The organism is Streptomyces sp. NPDC057900, from assembly GCF_042887885.1.
Lineage (GTDB): Bacteria > Actinomycetota > Actinomycetes > Streptomycetales > Streptomycetaceae > Streptomyces.
The window spans coordinates 109,133-125,658 of the sequence record NZ_JBHVOI010000012.1; the positions used below are offsets into that span (position 1 = coordinate 109,133).

Genomic DNA, 16,526 nt, shown 5'->3' on the forward strand with positions numbered 1-16,526 from the left:
ACGGCGCATCGCGGTACGCGGGTGCGCCGTCCGGTCAGCTGCCGTCGCGGAGGTCGGCGAGGCCCGTCGGGCGGAACGTGATCCCGTCGAAGGAGGCCTCGCAGCCCTCCCCCGTGGGCGACTGGACCAGGAAGCCGATGGACGCGGCGGCCGTCTGCTCCGGGGTGCCCAGGGCGAAGACTCGGACGAAGGTCCACTTCTCGCCGTCGGCGGAGGCGTGGCAGGCGAAGGCGTGGCCGGTGCGGCTCAGCCGCAGCCAGTAGCTGTCGCCGTCCACGACGAAGGAGTTGACGTCGTCGGAGTGGCCCCGGGTGACGACCGTGCAGATGGTGGGGCGGTCCGGGGAGAGCTCCAGGCAGATCTTGGCCCACTCGCGGTCACCGACGTGGAGGTAGAGGACCCCCGCGTCGAAGGCGCCGGCGAAGCCGACCCGCACCCGGGCGATCAGCTGGAAGTCGCCCTCGGGGGCGGTGCCCAGCAGCCGGGGCGCGTCGCTCGCCGGTTCGAGGGCGGTGCCGCCCGGCGGTACGAAACGGTCCTGCCGGGCGCCCGCGCGGCCGGTCAGTACACCGCCCTCGTAGGCCCATTCCGTCGCCGGGCCGAACGGTTCGAGGCCGAAGGGGAGTTCGGGGAGTCGCAGAGTCATGCGCGGCGTCCGTCCACCCGGCGCGGCAGCCCCTGCGGGTTGTCCTCGCGCAGCTCCGGCGGGAGCAGGGCCTCCGGGGTCGTCTGGTAGCTGACCGGACGCAGCCAGCGCTCGATCGCGGTGGCGCCGACCGAGGTGGAGGTGGAGGTGGTGGCCGGGTAGGGGCCGCCGTGGTGCTGGGCGGGGGCGACGGCGACGCCGGTCGGCCAGCCGTTGACCAGGACGCGTCCGGCCAGCGGGGTGAGCGCCGCGAGGAGTGCGGCGGCGCTGTCGTCGGGCTGCTCCGTGGCGATCTGGAGGGTGGCGGTGAGGTTGCCGGGCAGCCGGGAGAGGACCGCGGTGACCTCGTCCTGCGAGGCGTAGCGGGCCACGACGGTGACCGGCCCGAAGCACTCCTCCAGGAGCGCGTCGTGCGGGCCCTCTGTGGTGAGGAGGTGCGCCGGTACGGTCAGGAATCCGGCCGCGACGGTGTGCTCGCCGCCCGCGCCGGGGGTGACCGGGGCGTCCACGTCCGGGAGTGCCGCGCGCTCGCCGACTCCGGCGAGGAAGGCGTCGCGCATCCGGTGGTCGAGCAGGACGCCGGCCTCGGTGTCGCTGACCGCCTCTGTGAGGGACTTCAGGAGGCGGTCGCCCGTGCCGCCCGCCGGGGCGAGGACGAATCCGGGCTTGGTGCAGAACTGGCCCGCGCCCATGGTCATCGAGCCCGCGAGCCCGGCACCGATCTGCTCGGCGCGCTCCGCGGCGGCCGCCTCCGTGACGACGACGGGGTTGAGGGAGCCGAGCTCGCCGTGGAACGGGATGGGGGCGGGCCTGGCCGCCGCCGCGTCGAAGAGGGCGCGGCCGCCGCGTACCGAGCCGGTGAAGCCGGCGGCGCTGACGAGCGGGTGCTTGACCAGCTCGACGCCCGCGTCGAAGCCGTGCACGACGGTGATGACGTCCTCGGGCAGACCGGCCTGGGCGGCCGCCCTGCGCAGCACGGCGGCGCAGAGCTCGGAGGTCGCCGGGTGGTCGGGGTGCGCCTTCACGACGACCGGGCAGCCGGCCGCGAGGGCGCTGGCGGTGTCGCCGCCGGGCACGGAGAACGCGAGCGGGAAGTTGCTGGCCGCGTAGACGGCGACGACCCCGAGCGGGATCTTGTAGCGGCGCAGGTCGGGCCACGGCGGGGTGCGGGTGGCGTCCTCGTGGTCGATGTGGATGTCGAGGAACGCGCCCTCGTCCACGACCTCCGCGAAGGCCCGCAACTGGGCTGCGGTGCGCGCGAGTTCCCCGGTGAGCCGGGCCGGGCCGAGGGCCGTCTCCGCGTCGGCGGCCTCGATGACGTGCTCACCGGCCTCGGCGAGCAGATCGGCCGCGGTGCGCAGGAAGGCGGCGCGCGCGGTGCGGTCCGCGAGCGAGGCACGTGCGGCGTGGGCGGCCCGGACCGCCCGGTCGACCTCCTCCGCTGTAGCCTCCACCGCAACCTGCTCACGCGGGTTCCCGGTGCGGGGGTCGACGCTCCAGACTGGTGCTGCTGCCACCGATTTTTCCTTCCGCTCCACGTGCCACACATCAGAAGTTGTTCGGTATTCTGAACAAAGTTCCTGATCGTGAATATGAAGCGACTCTATTTCCGGGCGTTCGGTGTTGGCAAGAAGTCGCGGGTTCCGTAAGCGGGCAGGTTTCGTAAGTGGGCTGGAAAGGGCGTAGGGCGATGTCGGTTGCCGAGTCTGGTGGGGCACAGGTCAAGTCCGCGGTACGGACGGTGGAGCTGCTGGAGTACTTCGCCGGGCGGCCCGGCATGCACTCGCTCGCCGCTGTCCAGGAGGCCGTCGGCTACCCCAAGTCCAGCCTCTACATGCTGCTGCGCACCCTGGTCGAGCTGGGCTGGGTGGAGACGGACGCGACCGGGACGCGGTACGGGATCGGCGTACGGGCGCTGCTGGTCGGCACCTCGTACATCGACGGCGACGAGGTCGTCGCCGCCTCCCGCCCCACCCTGGACCGGCTCTCCGACGACACCACGGAGACCATCCACCTGGCCCGTCTCGACGGAACGAACGTGGTGTACCTCGCCACCCGCCAGTCCCAGCACTATCTGCGCCCCTTCACCCGGGTCGGCCGCAGGCTGCCCGCGCACTCCACCTCGCTCGGCAAGGCGCTGCTGGCCACCCACAGCGACGAGCAGGTCCGCAAGATGCTGCCCGAGACGCTGCCCGCGCTGACCGAGCACACCCTGACCGACCGGGAGAAGCTCATCGAGGAGCTGCGCCTGATCCGCGAGCAGGGATACGCGGTGGACCGCGAGGAGAACACCCTGGGGCTGCGCTGCTTCGGTGTCGCGATCCCGTACCGCACCCCGGCGCGCGACGCGATCAGCTGCTCGGTGCCGGTCGCCCGGCTCACGCCCGCGCACGAACAGACGGTCAAGGACGCGCTGTTCGACGCGCGCGACCGGCTGACCCTCGCGACCCGGAGGCTCTGACCCGTGGAGATCTCACTGCGCCCGGTCCAGGACGGCGATCTGCCGCTGTTCTTCGACTGGATGTCGGACCCGGTGGCGGTCCACGCCGCCGCCTTCACCAGCGAGGACCCCACGGACCGGCACGCGTTCGACGCGCACTGGGCACGGATCCTGGCCGACCCGTCGGTCGTGATGCGCAGCGTCCTCGCCGACGGAGTAGTGGTCGGCAACGCCGGGGTCTACGGGCCGCCGGACGACCGCGAGGTCACCTACTGGATCGACCGGGCACGCTGGGGCCGGGGTGTCGCGACCGCCGCGCTGGCCGCCCTGCTCGTCGCCGTACCGGAACGTCCGCTGTACGCGCGCGCCGCGGCCGACAACGCGGGGTCCCGCCGGGTGCTGGAGAAGTGCGGGTTCACCGTGACGGGCGAGGACCGCGGCTACGCGAACGCCCGCGGCGAGGAGACGGCCGAGCTGCTGTTCACCCTGGCCTGAGCGGCGGGCGGCACGTCTCCCCCGCGCGGGGGAGACGGATCACCGTCGGGTATGAGGTGCGCCCGCCGCCCGCGCGGGAGCGTGGACGGTATGACACAGACACCGCTCACACGAGCTCCGGCATCGGCCCCCGCACCGGTTTCCGCCGCCCCGGTCGCCACCGGGGCGCGCACCGCGCTGCGCGCGCTGGCGATCGTCGCCTGCCTGCCCTACATCGTGCTCAAGGCCGCCTGGGTCTCGGGCAGTCACCTCGGGATTCCCGACGGCAGTTCGCTGCTCGACCACCCCACCACGATGATCGTCGCCAACAGCGGTTCGGTCCTGATGGACGGCGCGGTCGTCGTCATCGCCCTGCTGCTCACCCAGGCCTGGGGCCGGCGCGTGCCCCCCTGGCCGCTCGTCCTGCCGATGTGGGTGGCGACCGGTCTGCTGCTGCCGGTCATGACCGGCTATCCGCTCCAGCTGCTGGTCCAGGCCCTGGGCGGCGAGATCACCAGCAGCGCGGAAACCACCCGGCCCTTCCTCGACCAGTGGGTCTTCGCCGTCGTCTACACCGGCTTCATCATCCAGGGCCTGGCGCTGGGCACCCTCTTCGCGCTGTACACGAAGGACCGCTGGGGCCATCTCTGGCGGGGCACCCTGCGTGATCTGCCCGCCAGTCCGACCGCTCCCGCTCTGCGGGCCTGTGCCGTCGCCGCCTCGCTGACCGCCCTGATCCCGGGCACCATGCACCTGCTCTGGGCCACCGGGTCGACCGCCGGGCTCAACGCGGCGCTGATCGCGGAGAGCAACAGCGGCTCCCACGTCGTCGACGCGGTCGATGTCCTCTTCACCGCCGCCGCGGTCGCCGGGGTGCTGCTCCTCGCCTTCCGCCGGAACTCCGCGCTGCCGCTGCGGGTGCCGCTCGCGCTGGCCTGGGGCGGGTCGGGCGCGGTGGGCTGCTGGGGCGGCTGGATGGGCCTCGCCGCGCTGAGCAGCGTCGACGACCTCGCCCATCGGCCCACCCCCGCCGTGGTGCTGACCTACGCTGTGCAAATGCTGGTCGGAATGCTGGTGTTGGCCCTGGGCACGTACTTCCTGGCCGAGCGCGCGGCCGGTACGCGACCGCCGTCCGGCCTCCGGGCGTGACGCCGCTGCTCGGGCGGCGGGCCCGGCTGCGCTGGCTCCATCTGATCATCGGCGGCGCCCTGTTGATGCCGTACTTCCTGGTGGGCACGGTGATCGTCGGCTCGTTCCGGGCGGGCGCCAATGTGTTCAGCTCGCCGGTCGACCAGCTGATCGCGTTCGCGTTCGCCCTGCCGATGGCCTCGGTCACCGCGCTCTTCCCGCTCGCCCGGCCGCTGTCGGTGTCCGCCGCCCGCGCCCTGTGCGGCCTGCCGCCGGACCGGCCGCTGGCGGACGGTCCGGCCAGGACCCGGCAGGCCCGGGTCCGCGCGGCGCTCTGGTACACCCTGCACGTGGCGCTCGGCGGCATCGTGAGCGGCATGACGCTGGCCCTGACCCCGTTCGCGGTGGGTGTGACGGTGCTGCCGTTCTTCGCCGCCGTGCGCGAGTCCCCGGTGCTCGACGTGCCGGAGGCGCTGGACGGGCCGTGGCTCCCGGTCCTGGCCCCGTTCGCCGGGATCGCGATGCTGGCGGCGATGGCCGGCTGCGCGGCGGCGGCCGGGGCGCTGCTGGCGAACCGGGCGCCGGTCCTGCTGGGACCGACCCCCGACGACCGGCTGGCCGCCGCCGAACGCCGGGCGGCCGTCCTCGCGGTACGCAACCGGCTGGCCCGGGAACTGCACGACTCGGTCGGCCACGCGCTCAGCGCCGTCACCCTCCAGGCGGGCGCGGCCCGCCGGGTGCTGGACAGCGATCCGGAGTTCGTCCGCGAGGCGCTGACCGCGATCGAGGAGACGACCCGGCGCACGGTCGACGAGCTCGACTCGGTGCTCGGGCTGCTGCGGCGCACCGCCGACGACACCGAGACCGCGGAAGCGGCCGGGGTGGCGCGGGACACGACCGGTCCCGGGCTCGACGCGCTGGACGGGCTGCTGGCGCGGTGCGGGGTGCCCGTCTCGTACACGGCCGACGGCGACCGGGGCGCGGTGCCCGGCGCCGTGGGGCGCGAGGCGTACCGGATCGTGCAGGAGGGGCTGAGCAACGCGCTGCGGCACGGGGCGCACGGCGCGGACGGTGGGCACTGCGGACCGGTGCGGCTGCGGATCACGGTGCGCGCGGAGGAACTGGAGATCGTGATGGACAGCCCGCTGCCCGCACAGCCGTCCCCGGCGGCCCCGGTGCGCCCCGGCGGCGGCCGGGGACTGCGCGGCGTCCGTGAGCGCGCGGTACTGCTCGGCGGCCGGGCCGGGGCCGGACCGCACGACGGCGGGTGGCGGCTGACCGCCTGCCTCCCCCTGCGCCCCGGCGCGCGGGAGCTGCCATGAGTACGCCGGTCCGGATCGTCGTCGCCGACGACGAGCGCATGGTCCGTACCGCCCTGCGGGTCATCCTGGACGCCGAGGCCGGGCTGGAGGTCGTCGGCGAGGCCTCGACCGGCGCGGAGGCGGTCTCCGTGGTGCGGGAGCTGCGCCCCGACGTGGTGCTGATGGACGTGCGGATGCCGGAGACCGACGGCATCCGGGCCACCGAGCTGATCCTGGCCGTGCTCGACCCGGCGCCCCGTGTCATCGTCGTCACCACCTTCGAGCACGACTCCTACGTGTACGAGGCGCTGCGCGCGGGGGCCGCCGGCTTCCTCCTCAAGCGGGCGGCGGCCGAGGAGCTGGTGCAGGCGGTGCGGCTGGTGGCCCGCAGCGACTCGCTGCTGTTCCCCGCCGCCGTACGGGGCCTGGCGGCCGAGTACGGGAGGCGGCGGCCGTCCGCCGCGCCCGCCGCCTGGGCGGCCCGGCTCACCGAGCGGGAGGCGGACGTCCTGCGGCTGATGGCGGCCGGGCTCAGCAACGCGGAGATCGCCGCCCGGCTGCGGGTGGGCGCGGCGACGGCGAAGACCCATGTGGCGGGCGTCCTGGCGAAGACCGGCACGCGGGACCGTACCCAGGCGGTCATCGCCGCGTACGAGTCGGGGTTCATCTCACCGGGCCGGACCGGCGGCACCGGGTGAAAGAACGATGAGCGGGACGATGAGTAATGGGTGAGAAGCGGCACAACCGGGAACGGCGTACCGCGCCCCGCACGTCCCTTGTACGGGATGAACAAGACCATAAGGCGAGCCTCGGTCTTCTGCCTGCTGCTGGTCCTCGCTCTGCTGGGGCGGGCGACCTGGGTGCAGGCGTACCAGGCACGGGCGCTCGCAGACGACGACCACAACCGGCGGAACACCATCGCGCAGTACGCGCAGCCGCTCGGGGACATCATCGTGGCCGGCTCGCCGGTCACCGGATCGAAGAGGACGGAGGGCAGCGATCTCGCGTACAAGCGCACCTACAAGAAGGGCGACCTCTACGCCGCCGTCACCGGCTACAGCTCGCAGGCCTACGGCACCACACAGCTCGAAGGGATCTACAGCCATGTGCTGGACGGCACCGACGACCGGCTGAAGAACCCGCTGAACCTGGTGACCGGTGAGAAGACCGATCCGGGCAGTGTGCTGACCACGATCGACCCTGACGTGCAGAAGGCGGCGTACGACGCCCTCGGCGGCGACAAGGGCGCGGCCGTGGCGATCGACCCGAAGAGCGGGCAGATCCTGGGGATGGTCTCCACGCCGTCGTACGACCCGTCCGACATCAGCGGGACGACGGACGGCGACACCTGGAAGAAGCTGCTCGCGGACCCGGACAAGCCGCTGGTCAACCGCGCGATGCGGCAACCGCTCGCGCCCGGTTCGACGTTCAAGCTGGTGGTGGCGTCCGCCGCGCTGGAGAACGGGCTGTACAGCTCGGTCGACGAGGCCACGAAGAGCCCGATGCCGTACACGCTGCCCGGCACCAGCACCCCCCTGAAGAACGAGAGCGCCTCCGCGCCCTGCGAGAACGCGACGCTGCGCGTGGCGCTCCAGTACTCCTGCAACAACGTCTTCGGCAAGGTCGCCGCCGACCTCGGCCAGGACAAGGTGCGGGCGATGGCGGAGAAGTTCGGCTTCAACACGGAGGACCTCGACGTGCCGGTCAGGGCGTACAAGAGCGTCTACCCGACGAAGATGGACGACGCGCAGACGGCGCTGACGGGCATCGGCCAGTTCGAGGTCACCGCGACCCCGCTCCAGATGGCGATGGTCTCCGCCGCGCTCGCCAACGGCGGTGAGCTGGCCGCACCGCACATGGTCTCCAAGGTGACGGATTCCAAGGGCGGCACGCTGGAGGACTTCGCGGACGGCGACATGAAGCGCGTCGTCTCCGCGTCCACCGCCAAGCAGTTGCGCAGCGCGATGGTGACCGTCGTGGAGCAGGGCACCGGTACCAACGCCCGGATCGGCGGTGCGGAGGTGGGCGGCAAGACGGGCACGGCGGAGAACGGCGTGGGCAACAGCAACACCCCGTACGCCTGGTTCACCTCGTACGCGAAGGACAGGTCGAGCGGCCAGGAGGTCGCGGTCGCGGTGATCGTGGAGGACGCCGGATCCTCCGCCTCCGAGGTCAGCGGCAACGGCCTCGCGGCCCCGATCGCGCAGAAGATGATGACGGCCGCGCTCCAGCGGTGACCGTGGGAACGTGACGCCCCGGTGCCCGGTTCGGGTACCGGGGCGTTCGACGTGTCCGGGCCCCTTCACGTTTTCGCCTCGGTACGCCTTACTTGGTTACGCACCCGCGTCGAAGCGCTTCCGGGGTGCGCCGGTACGCCCTCGCCCACCTGGCGCGGGCACCGGCAGCCGAGCGCGGGGAAGGGGTAGCCGTGGCCACACCCATCGACGCCGGCGATGCCGCCGCCGAGTTCCATGCGTTCTTCGAGGCCCACTACGCCGAACTCGCCCGGCTCGCCCACCTGCTGACCGGTGAGGCCGACGCCGCCGACGATCTGGCCGCCGACGCCCTGCTGGCGCTCTGGCACCGCTGGGACCGGGTCAGGAGCGCCGACCGTCCGGTGGCGTACGCGCGCGGGGTGGTCGCCAACCTGGCCAGGACCCGGATCCGCGGCGCGGTGCGCGAGCGCCGCCGGATCGCGCTGTTCTGGGCGCCGCGCGGCGGCGGGGACGGATACACGGTCGAGGACCCGGACGTGTGCGCGGTGGTCGACGTCCAGGGGGCGCTGCGCAGGCTGCCGTTCCGCAAGCGCGCCTGCGTGGTGCTGCGGCACGCCTTCGACCTCTCGGAGCGGGACACCTCGCTGGTGCTCGGGATCTCGGTGGGTACGGTGAAGAGCCAGACCTCGCGCGCCGTCGCGGAGCTGCAACGGCTGCTCGGCCCCGGTACGCCCGCCGCGCACGTGCACGTGGCCGTCGCGGCGCAGCGCACCGGAGGAGGCCAGTGATGGACGAGGAGTTGCCTCGGCGGCTGCGGGGCGCGGCCCAGGCGCACCGGCCCGACCGGGAGCGGATGCGGGCCCGGGTCGAGCGGGGCATGGCCGAGGGGCGACCGTCGGCGCGGGCCGCGCGCCCGCCGGGTGGAGCGACGCCGTGGCCGCGGGTCGCGGGGGCGACGGCGGCGGTCTGCGGGGTGCTGGCGGCGGGGGCGTTCGCCGTCACCTCGGCGGGCGGGGACGGGCCGCGCGGGGAGCGGGCGGCGGCCCCGCCGTCCGCCGTCACCACGCCGTCCGCGCCCGGTGGCGGTGCGCCGCGCGCCGAGGACGGCCCGCTGTGGACGGACGGCGCCGTCGACCCGCACAGCAACGCGTACTGGGCGCAGAGCGATGTGACGCTGCGGACGGCGGAACCGCTCCTCTCGCTCACCGTCGAACTGCGGATCGCGCTCACCGGCGGGGTGGCCGGCACCGGCTCCTGGCGCTCGCTGCCCGAGCGGGACTTCACCGTGTCCGCGAAGGAGGACGGCGGCTTCCTCGTCTACCGGTGGGTCCTGAAGCCGGGGCGCACGGTCCCGGCCGGGACGCACACGTTCGCGGGTCAGTACAACCACGCGGAGGGCGCCCGGGACGCCTCCGGCGACTACCTGACCGCGCACGCCGTCCGCGCCTCCGGTCAACGGGCCTCGGTGCGGGACACCTTCGGCCGGAACCACTGACCGGTCGTGAGCGCTCAGGCCTGGGCGTGCGCCCGGTGCGGCTTTCTCACCGGTCAGGCACCGGGGGTCCGGCCGGCTCCCGCGCCGAGGCCGACGAGCAGCGGCACGAGCAGCGGGTGGTCGACCCGGTCGCGCAGGGCCGGGGTCCATCCGGCGCCGGTGGTGAGCCGCTCCTCGGGGACGCCCGCGTTGTGGACCGCCACCAGGTCCGTGCGGCGGCCGTTGACGTAGTTGTCGGCGGCCGTGAGCGAGGACTCGGACCACTTCTTGAGGATCTTCGCCCGGTCGAACTCGCCGGCCAGGGTGAACGCGTTGTGCTCGGCGACGAGGTGCGACTCCGCGCCGATGCCGTACGAGTAGCCGTAGACGCTGCCCCTGGTGGCGACGAAGTGGTTGTTGTAGGAGTCGACCTGTCCGAAGCGGACCCGGGGCGCGCGCTCGTTCAGGTCCTTGAAGAGGTTGTGGTGCAGGGTGACCCGGAGCTTTCCGCGATCGGTGGCCCCGGCCCCGTCGCTGTTACCGATGAGCATCGTCTTGTCGTGGTCCTTGAGGACGTTCCAGGAGGCGGTGACCAGGTCGGCGCCCTTGACGATGTCGAAGAGCCCGTCGTGCTGCTGGTACAGCTCGTCGAAGTAGCGGGGCTGGTCCGCGTCGGAGTGGTCCCCGTCGCTGAAGGTGTTGTGGTCGACCCAGACGTGGTCCGAGCCGTGGACGACGAGGTTGTCGTACTCGGAGTTCCAGTGCCCGGTGTCACCGTCGGTGGGGTCCCACTGCGGGAAGCAGTCGTAGGTGTCCTCGAAGCTGATGTTGCGGACGATGACGTTGGAGACGTCCTGGATCTGGAGACTGGCGCCGACGACCGTGGCGTCCTTGCCGACGCCGATCAGCGTGGTGTTGGAGGGGACGTAGACGTTCACCGCGGCCTTCTGGACCTTGGCGGAGGCGAGCCGGGCGTCCTCCATGGGGCCGGACGGGACCTCCTCGCGGCCCCAGGTCGCCGGGTCGTAGGCGGCGAGGTACCCGTCCAGGGTGTAGCCGTCCCTCTCGTACTCCTCGCAGCCGATCGGGTTGCCCTCGGCGTCGGAGTTCCCGTGGACGGTGCCGTCGATCCTGACGATCTTCGGGGCGTCGCCCGCGTCCGCGAAGGCGGCGACGAGTTCGGCCCGGTCGCTCACGGTGTAGACGTGATCGGGGGTGGCGGCGGCGCCTCCGGTGGTGGAGCCCTCGGCGGCGGCCCAGCCGTCACCTGCGGGAAGCACCGAGCGCTCGGCACCGGCTCCGCCGTGGCGCGCGGCGGCCTGGGCGGGCACGCTCAGGGCCAGGGCCAACGAGGCGCAGCCCATCGCGACGGCGATGGCGCGGGTGCGGGATCTGCGTGCGGGCATGACGAATCCTCAGCTCTCGTTCGGGTGTGCGGGAAGAGGGGGCGGTCGAGTGCTCAGCCGTTGCCGATCTCCTTCCACTCCGCCTGGGCCTTGTTCAGCTCTTCGGCGATCTTGTCCAGGAAGGCCTTGGCCGTGATCTTGCCGAGCAGCAGCTTCTGGAACTCCGGCTCGTTGTCCGCCTTGCTGATGTTGTTCCAGTCGGGCAGGTAGTACGGCAGCTGCACGATCTTGGTGGAGCCGTCGGTGAGGGCCTTCGCGGCCAGTTCGGTCGGCTCCGCGGCGCTGATCCAGGGGTCCTTGGCGGCCTCGGTGTTGGCCGGGATGGCGCCGGCGGACTCGTTCCACTTGCTGTTGGACGCGTGCGAGGCGGCGAACTCGATGAACTTCCAGGCGGCCGTCTTGTTCTTGCTGGACCGGAAGAGGCCGAGCCCGTCGACCGGGTTGGAGACCTGGACCCGGGTGCCGCCGTCGCCGATGGGGTTCGGTATGCCGGCGAACTTCTCCTTGCCCAGCGCCTTCAGGTGGTCCTGGTAGGAGCCCAGGTTGTGGCTGAGCATCCCGATGGTGCCGGTGTCCCACTGGGCGACCATCTTGGTGAAGTCGTTGTTCACGTCGGCGGCGGGCGTCGACTTCTTGTACAGCGCGGCGTACTTCTCCAGCGCGGCGACGTTCTCCGGGTCGTTGAGGGTCGTCTTGTCGCCCTTCCAGAACTCCGTGATGCCGGACTGGCCGTACGCGGCGTCCATGGCCTGGGCGATGGAGCCGGCGCCGCCTCGGATGGTGTAGCCGAACCTGTTCTTCTTGGCGTCGGTGAGCCTGTCGGCCGCCTTGTAGAAGTCGGCCCAGGTGGCGGGGGCCTTCAGGCCGGCGGACTTGAACAGGTCGGTGCGGTACCAGAGCGCGCCGTTGTTCGCGGAGGTCGGCACCGCGAACATGTCGTCGCCCCGGCCGCCCGCGTCCTTGACGCTCTCGACCATGCCCGCGACGAGCTTGCCCTGGAGCGCGGAGCCCTTGATCCGGTCCGTGAGCGGGTCGAGGGCCTCCTGCGAGACCATGTTGGCCAGGTAGGCGGTGCCGACGCCGCCCACGTCCGGCAGTCCGCCGCCCGCGATGGCCGTGTCGTACTTGGACTGCACGTCGGCGATCGGGATCGGCACGTACTTGACCTTGATGTCCGGGTTCGCCTTCTCGAAATCCTTGATGATCTCGGTCCAGACGGCGGTGCGCGGACCGCCGTTGTTGTCCCAGAAGGTGATCTCGCCCTTGCCGTTGCCCTCGGTTCCGCTGTCGCTGCCGTCGCCACCGCAGGCGGTGGCGGTCAGTGCGAGTACCGCCGCGACGGACACCGCTGCCGCGGCACGCCCACGCTGCGTCTTCGAGATCTTCATGGTCGGCTCTTCTCTGTGGTTGGTCCGGGTGAGGGTTGCTGCGTGGGGGGGCTCAGGGCCGGTCGTCCGGTACGGCGCTCACGCGGTCACCGCCCGGCGGACGTGGGCGGCGGACGTGGCCCGGTCGAGCCGGCCGTCCGCGATGACGGTGACGACGCGGCGTACGACGGTGGCTCCGGCGGGGACGGACAGCCGGTGGGCGGCGGCGAGGGACGAGCCGACGCCCGGGTACTCGGTGCTCCGTACGAACCACGGGTCGCGTCGGGTCTCCTCCGTCGCCCCCGCGAACACCAGGGTCCAGCCGTCGCCGCTCATCGCGACCCAGTCGGCGGCGCGGCCGTGCACGGCGTCCTCGCCGTCCCCGTGGCCGCTGAACACGGCGGGCGCCGAGGGTTCCTTGGGCGCCCGCCAGAAGAAGCCGCCGTATCCGGCGCCCGGCCTGCCGTTGGTCGCGGGGCTGCCGATCGACAGGTCGCGGGAACCCCGGTTGGTGAGCGAGAAGGAGAAGTCCAGCGCCCAGGCGGTGTCGGAGAGTTCGGCGGTGGCGACCGTGCGGTGCTCCCGCAGCAGCTCGGTGTCCTCGGCCTCCCAGCTGAGCTCCTCGACGAAGCCGTCCGGGTCACGGAGCTTCCAGCCCAGGTGGCGCTGGGTCCCGTGGTTGTCGAGCGCGGTGGGGCCCTGGTCGCGGACGAAGGTGCGGCCGCCCCAGAAGTTGTGCCCCGCCACATCGGGCACGGCGACGGAGGTGCCCAGGTGGTGGAGGTGGTCGGCCGGGTGCTCCTCGGTGACCGGGATGCCGCCGAGCGTGGTGACGGGGTGCAGGTAGGGGCGGTCCCCGGGGGCGGGGAGGTAGGTGTAGCGGCCGACGGGGCGGCCGGCGCAGCTCAGGAGTGCGGTGGTCGTCATGGTGAACTCACCTCTGTCGGGAGCGCCCAGGGGACGCCGAGTTCGGAGAAGAGCCTGAGGGTGTCGGCGGCCGCCGCGACGGCCGCGTCGATGCCGCGCACCACCCGGCGGGTGCCGTCGCCGGTGAGGGCGGGGGCGGTGTGCCAGGTGTCGGAGGGCAGGGCGGCGGGTTCCGGGGCGTTCCGCACGGCTTCGACGACCCGCATGAACGCGCCGGTGCGGTGCGGCGGCGCCAGGAGCGCGGTGCCGTGCGTCAGGTGGGCGACGAGGTTCTCCAGGAGGTCGGTCCGTCCGTGGACGTTCTCCCGCGGTCCGTGTCCGGCGCGCTGGAGCAGGACCCGGTCCTGCTTGTACCAGAAGGTGATCCGGCCCCGGTCGCCGTGGACGATCACATAGGGTTCCCCGGCCTGCTCCGCGCAGAGGGTGACAGCGGCGGTGACCGGCAGTCCGGACGTCGTGGTGAGGCGTACGCACGAGGTGTCGTCGGCCTCGATGTCGTGGGCGCGGAAGAGTTCGGTCTCGATCGACGCGATGTCGTGGGCCGCACCGCTGCCGGCGAGTTCGAGGGCGGTGGCCACGGCGTGGGCGAGCGGGTTGGTCAGTACCCCGTCCACCACGTCGGTGTCGCCGATCCGGCGCCGCCCGGCCCAGGGCGCCCGCCGGTAGTAGGCGTCGTCCCTGACCCAGGCGCCTGCGGCCCCGTAGCCCCGTACGGTGCCGATGGCGCCGGTCCGGACGAGTGCGCGGACGGCGGGCACCGCGTGCGAGCCGAAGGACTGGAAGCCCACCTGGCAGGCGATCCCGCCGTCCCGTACCCCGGTCAGGATCCGTTCGAAGTCGGTGAGGGTCGCGGCGGGCGGCTTCTCCAGCAGCAGGTGGACACCGCGTGCGGCGGCGGTGAGGGCCAGTTCGGCGTGGGTCTGGATGGGGGTGCAGATGACGGCGGCGCGGGCTCCGGTGGAGTCGAGGAGCGCCCCGAAGTCGGCCGACTGCTCCGGGGGCGCGTCGGTGAAGGCGGCGAGCTCGGCCGGGTCGAGCGGGTGGAGTTCGCAGACCCCGGCGAGCCGTACGAGGCCCCGGTCCTGGAGGCGGCGGATATTGGCGAGGTGCCAGCTCCCGTGGCCCCGGGCGCCCGCGAGGACGACCGGCAGCGGGGTGGTGTGCGTGCTGTTCGTCGGGCCCATGCGCGTCAGCCCTTCACGGCGCCGGCGCTGAAGCCGGTGATCAGCCACTTCTGGATGAAGGCGAAGACGATCACCACGGGGACCGCGGCGATCACCCCGCCCGCGGCGAGCGCGCCCAGGTCGACGCTGTCCGCGCCGATGAGGGTGTTGAGGCCGACCGGGATCGTCTGCTTGTCCTGCTCGCTCAGGAACATCAGGGCGAACAGGAAGTGGTTCCAGCTGTGCACGAAGGCGAACGAGCCGACCGCGATCAGCCCCGGCCGCAGCAGCGGCAGCACCACCGCGCAGAAGGCGCGGAACCGCGAGCAGCCGTCCACCCAGGCGGCCTCCTCCAGCGAGACGGGCACGTTCTTGATGAATCCGCTGATCAGGATGATGGAGAGCGGCAGTTGGAAGACCGTCTCCGCGATGACCACACTGCCCAGGGAGTTGATCATCTGGAGGTTCTTGAAGATCTCGAAGAGCGGTACGAGCATCAGCGCGCCGGGGATGAACTGCGAGCAGAGCAGCGCCAGCATGAAGGCGTTCTTGATCCTGAAGTCGAACCGGGCGAGCGCGTAGCCGCCGGCCAGGGCGACGAGCGTGGTGGCGACCAGGGTGCAGACCCCGACGATCATGCTGTTCTGGAAGAAGACGGCGAAGCTGCGCTCGTTCCAGACCTTGTCGAAGTGCTCCCCGGTCATCGGCCACGGCACCAGCGAGGTGGATCCGGCGGGGCGCACGGCGAACAGCAGCATCCAGTAGAACGGGATGAGCGTGAAGACCAGGTAGATGCCGAGCGGTACGTAGATCTGCCAGCGCGGCACCTCGTCGAAGGCGCGCCGGCGTCCGGGCCCGCGGCGCCGGTGCGCGGTGGGCGGCCGAGTGCTGGGCGCGGGCGGGTGTGCGGAGCGGGTGCCGTTCTTCTCGGCCAGTGCGGCAGTCACTTGTGGTCGCCTCCGAACTTGCTCAGGCGCAGATAGACGATCGAGCAGAAGAGGAGGATCACGAACGCGACGGTGGTGAGCGCGGAGGCGTAGCCGAAGTCATGGCCCTCGATCCCGGTGTTGGCGACGTAGAGCGGCAGCGTGGTGGTCTCGCCCGCGGGTCCGCCTCCGGTGAGGGTGTAGAGGAGGTCGACGTTGTTGAACTCCCAGACGCCGCGCAGCAGGGTGGCGAGGATGATCGCGTCCCGCAGGTGCGGCAGGGTGATGTGGAAGAACTGGCGCAGCCGCCCCGCGCCGTCGACGGACGCCGCCTCGTACAGCTCCTTGGAGACGGACTGGAGGTCGGCGAGGATGAGGATGGCGAAGAAGGGGACTCCGCGCCAGAGTTCGGCGACGGTCGCGGCCCAGAAGACGGTGCCGGTGTCGGAGAGCACGGAGGTGCCGTAGTCCCCGATGCCGGCGTCCGCGAGGTAGCGGCTGAAACCGGTCGAGGAGTTGTAGAGCAGGATCCAGATGGTGCTGGTCAGCACGCCGGAGACGGCCCAGGGCGAGAAGACCATGGCGCGGGAGATGCCCCGGCCGATGAAGGTCTGGTTGACGATCAGGGCGAGCGCGAGCCCAAGGGTGAGCTGGAGCGCGACCTGGGTGACCACCCACTGGGCGCTGAACCCCAGCGTGGTCCAGAACTGGTCGTCCTCGGTGAAGATCCGGGTGAAGTTGTCGAAGCCCGCGAAGCCGTTCCGCCACGGCTTGGTGACGTTGTAGTTCTGCAAGCTGTAGTAGAAGACGCTGATCACCGGGTAGGCGATGAAGCCGAGCATCAGCAGCCCCGCCGGGGCGATCAGCAGATACGGCAGTCGGCGGGGGCTCGCGGAGCGGCGCCTGGGCACCTTGGGCGGTGCGGCCACAGCGGCGGCTTGGGCCATGACACGTCTCCGTTCTCTGGAGGTACGGGGTGCGGCGTACGGGCGGTGCGTGTAGCGCGCAAGCGCTTGCCGCATGCTGTTCGACCGGTCGAACAGGACGGTGCGCGGAAT

Annotated in this window: 16 protein-coding genes; 8 read left to right on the plus strand and 8 right to left on the minus strand. The window is 72.2% G+C overall.

The window, feature by feature from the left end:
- Positions 1-34 precede the first annotated feature (34 nt).
- Entirely contained in the window at positions 35-646 is a 612-nt protein-coding gene (locus ACFVQ0_RS31100; protein WP_390092526.1) for a DUF1349 domain-containing protein, read from the minus strand.
- Positions 643-2,163 carry an aldehyde dehydrogenase (NADP(+)) gene (locus ACFVQ0_RS31105; RefSeq protein WP_390092527.1) on the minus strand — a complete coding sequence of 507 codons (1,521 nt, stop codon included), beginning with the start codon at positions 2,161-2,163 and terminating at the stop codon, positions 643-645. The genes ACFVQ0_RS31100 and ACFVQ0_RS31105 overlap by 4 nt, the downstream gene beginning before the upstream one ends.
- Before the next feature lie 173 nt (positions 2,164-2,336).
- Between ACFVQ0_RS31105 and ACFVQ0_RS31110 the strand changes: the two genes are divergently transcribed.
- The 8 genes from ACFVQ0_RS31110 to ACFVQ0_RS31145 all read left to right on the plus strand — a co-directional run bounded on the left by ACFVQ0_RS31110 (position 2,337) and on the right by ACFVQ0_RS31145 (position 9,700).
- On the plus strand, positions 2,337-3,107 hold the full coding sequence (locus tag ACFVQ0_RS31110) for an IclR family transcriptional regulator (RefSeq protein WP_024492240.1): 771 nt from the start codon (positions 2,337-2,339) through the stop codon (positions 3,105-3,107).
- A 3-nt stretch (positions 3,108-3,110) separates the two neighbouring features.
- Complete coding sequence (locus tag ACFVQ0_RS31115) at positions 3,111-3,581, plus strand: GNAT family N-acetyltransferase (protein ID WP_390092528.1); 471 nt, start codon at positions 3,111-3,113, stop codon at positions 3,579-3,581.
- A gap of 90 nt (positions 3,582-3,671) precedes the next feature.
- Positions 3,672-4,709 (plus strand): hypothetical protein, encoded by a 1,038-nt coding sequence (locus ACFVQ0_RS31120; protein WP_390092529.1) that lies wholly within the window; start codon positions 3,672-3,674, stop codon positions 4,707-4,709.
- Positions 4,706-6,010, plus strand: a complete 1,305-nt coding sequence (locus ACFVQ0_RS31125; protein WP_390092530.1) for a histidine kinase — start codon at positions 4,706-4,708, stop codon at positions 6,008-6,010. The genes ACFVQ0_RS31120 and ACFVQ0_RS31125 overlap by 4 nt, the downstream gene beginning before the upstream one ends.
- Positions 6,007-6,687 carry a response regulator gene (locus ACFVQ0_RS31130; protein ID WP_390092531.1) on the plus strand — a complete coding sequence of 227 codons (681 nt, stop codon included), beginning with the start codon at positions 6,007-6,009 and terminating at the stop codon, positions 6,685-6,687. The genes ACFVQ0_RS31125 and ACFVQ0_RS31130 overlap by 4 nt, the downstream gene beginning before the upstream one ends.
- 87 nt (positions 6,688-6,774) lie before the next feature.
- Entirely contained in the window at positions 6,775-8,226 is a 1,452-nt protein-coding gene (locus tag ACFVQ0_RS31135; protein WP_390092532.1) for a peptidoglycan D,D-transpeptidase FtsI family protein, read from the plus strand.
- A 191-nt stretch (positions 8,227-8,417) separates the two neighbouring features.
- Positions 8,418-8,993, plus strand: coding sequence for a SigE family RNA polymerase sigma factor (locus tag ACFVQ0_RS31140; protein ID WP_390092533.1), 576 nt, complete (start codon positions 8,418-8,420; stop codon positions 8,991-8,993).
- On the plus strand, positions 8,993-9,700 hold the full coding sequence (locus tag ACFVQ0_RS31145) for a hypothetical protein (RefSeq protein WP_390092534.1): 708 nt from the start codon (positions 8,993-8,995) through the stop codon (positions 9,698-9,700). Before ACFVQ0_RS31140 ends, ACFVQ0_RS31145 begins: the two co-directional genes overlap by 1 nt.
- 53 nt (positions 9,701-9,753) lie before the next feature.
- Here ACFVQ0_RS31145 and ACFVQ0_RS31150 read toward each other — a convergent pair whose 3' ends face one another.
- The 6 genes from ACFVQ0_RS31150 to ACFVQ0_RS31175 form a co-directional block, all read right to left on the minus strand.
- Positions 9,754-11,085: a polysaccharide lyase family 1 protein gene (locus ACFVQ0_RS31150; RefSeq protein ID WP_390092535.1), complete on the minus strand. Its 1,332-nt coding sequence runs from the start codon at positions 11,083-11,085 to the stop codon at positions 9,754-9,756.
- A 53-nt stretch (positions 11,086-11,138) separates the two neighbouring features.
- Positions 11,139-12,473, minus strand: a complete 1,335-nt coding sequence (locus ACFVQ0_RS31155; protein ID WP_390092536.1) for an ABC transporter substrate-binding protein — start codon at positions 12,471-12,473, stop codon at positions 11,139-11,141.
- Positions 12,474-12,551: 78 nt separating this feature from the next.
- Positions 12,552-13,379 (minus strand): PmoA family protein, encoded by an 828-nt coding sequence (locus ACFVQ0_RS31160; protein WP_390092537.1) that lies wholly within the window; start codon positions 13,377-13,379, stop codon positions 12,552-12,554.
- Positions 13,376-14,563 carry a Gfo/Idh/MocA family protein gene (locus tag ACFVQ0_RS31165; protein ID WP_390092538.1) on the minus strand — a complete coding sequence of 396 codons (1,188 nt, stop codon included), beginning with the start codon at positions 14,561-14,563 and terminating at the stop codon, positions 13,376-13,378. Before ACFVQ0_RS31165 ends, ACFVQ0_RS31160 begins: the two co-directional genes overlap by 4 nt.
- A gap of 5 nt (positions 14,564-14,568) precedes the next feature.
- Positions 14,569-15,489, minus strand: a complete 921-nt coding sequence (locus ACFVQ0_RS31170) for a carbohydrate ABC transporter permease (protein WP_390092539.1) — start codon at positions 15,487-15,489, stop codon at positions 14,569-14,571.
- On the minus strand, positions 15,486-16,415 hold the full coding sequence (locus tag ACFVQ0_RS31175; RefSeq protein WP_390092540.1) for a carbohydrate ABC transporter permease: 930 nt from the start codon (positions 16,413-16,415) through the stop codon (positions 15,486-15,488). Before ACFVQ0_RS31175 ends, ACFVQ0_RS31170 begins: the two co-directional genes overlap by 4 nt.
- Between the last annotated feature and the right edge of the window lie 111 nt (positions 16,416-16,526).

Excerpts from the sequence above, each read along its gene's own strand:
- ACFVQ0_RS31155 (WP_390092536.1), bottom strand. The coding sequence starts at position 12,473 with ATGAAGATCTCGAAGACGCAGCGTGGGCGTGCCGCGGCAGCGGTGTCC.
- ACFVQ0_RS31160 (WP_390092537.1), bottom strand. The coding sequence starts at position 13,379 with ATGACGACCACCGCACTCCTGAGCTGCGCCGGCCGCCCCGTCGGCCGC.
- ACFVQ0_RS31130 (WP_390092531.1), top strand. The coding sequence starts at position 6,007 with ATGAGTACGCCGGTCCGGATCGTCGTCGCCGACGACGAGCGCATGGTC.
- ACFVQ0_RS31165 (WP_390092538.1), bottom strand. The coding sequence starts at position 14,563 with ATGGGCCCGACGAACAGCACGCACACCACCCCGCTGCCGGTCGTCCTC.
- ACFVQ0_RS31110 (WP_024492240.1), top strand. The coding sequence starts at position 2,337 with ATGTCGGTTGCCGAGTCTGGTGGGGCACAGGTCAAGTCCGCGGTACGG.
- ACFVQ0_RS31100 (WP_390092526.1), bottom strand. The coding sequence starts at position 646 with ATGACTCTGCGACTCCCCGAACTCCCCTTCGGCCTCGAACCGTTCGGC.
- ACFVQ0_RS31120 (WP_390092529.1), top strand. The coding sequence starts at position 3,672 with ATGACACAGACACCGCTCACACGAGCTCCGGCATCGGCCCCCGCACCG.
- ACFVQ0_RS31175 (WP_390092540.1), bottom strand. The coding sequence starts at position 16,415 with ATGGCCCAAGCCGCCGCTGTGGCCGCACCGCCCAAGGTGCCCAGGCGC.
- ACFVQ0_RS31135 (WP_390092532.1), top strand. The coding sequence starts at position 6,775 with ATGAACAAGACCATAAGGCGAGCCTCGGTCTTCTGCCTGCTGCTGGTC.
- ACFVQ0_RS31145 (WP_390092534.1), top strand. The coding sequence starts at position 8,993 with ATGGACGAGGAGTTGCCTCGGCGGCTGCGGGGCGCGGCCCAGGCGCAC.
- ACFVQ0_RS31150 (WP_390092535.1), bottom strand. The coding sequence starts at position 11,085 with ATGCCCGCACGCAGATCCCGCACCCGCGCCATCGCCGTCGCGATGGGC.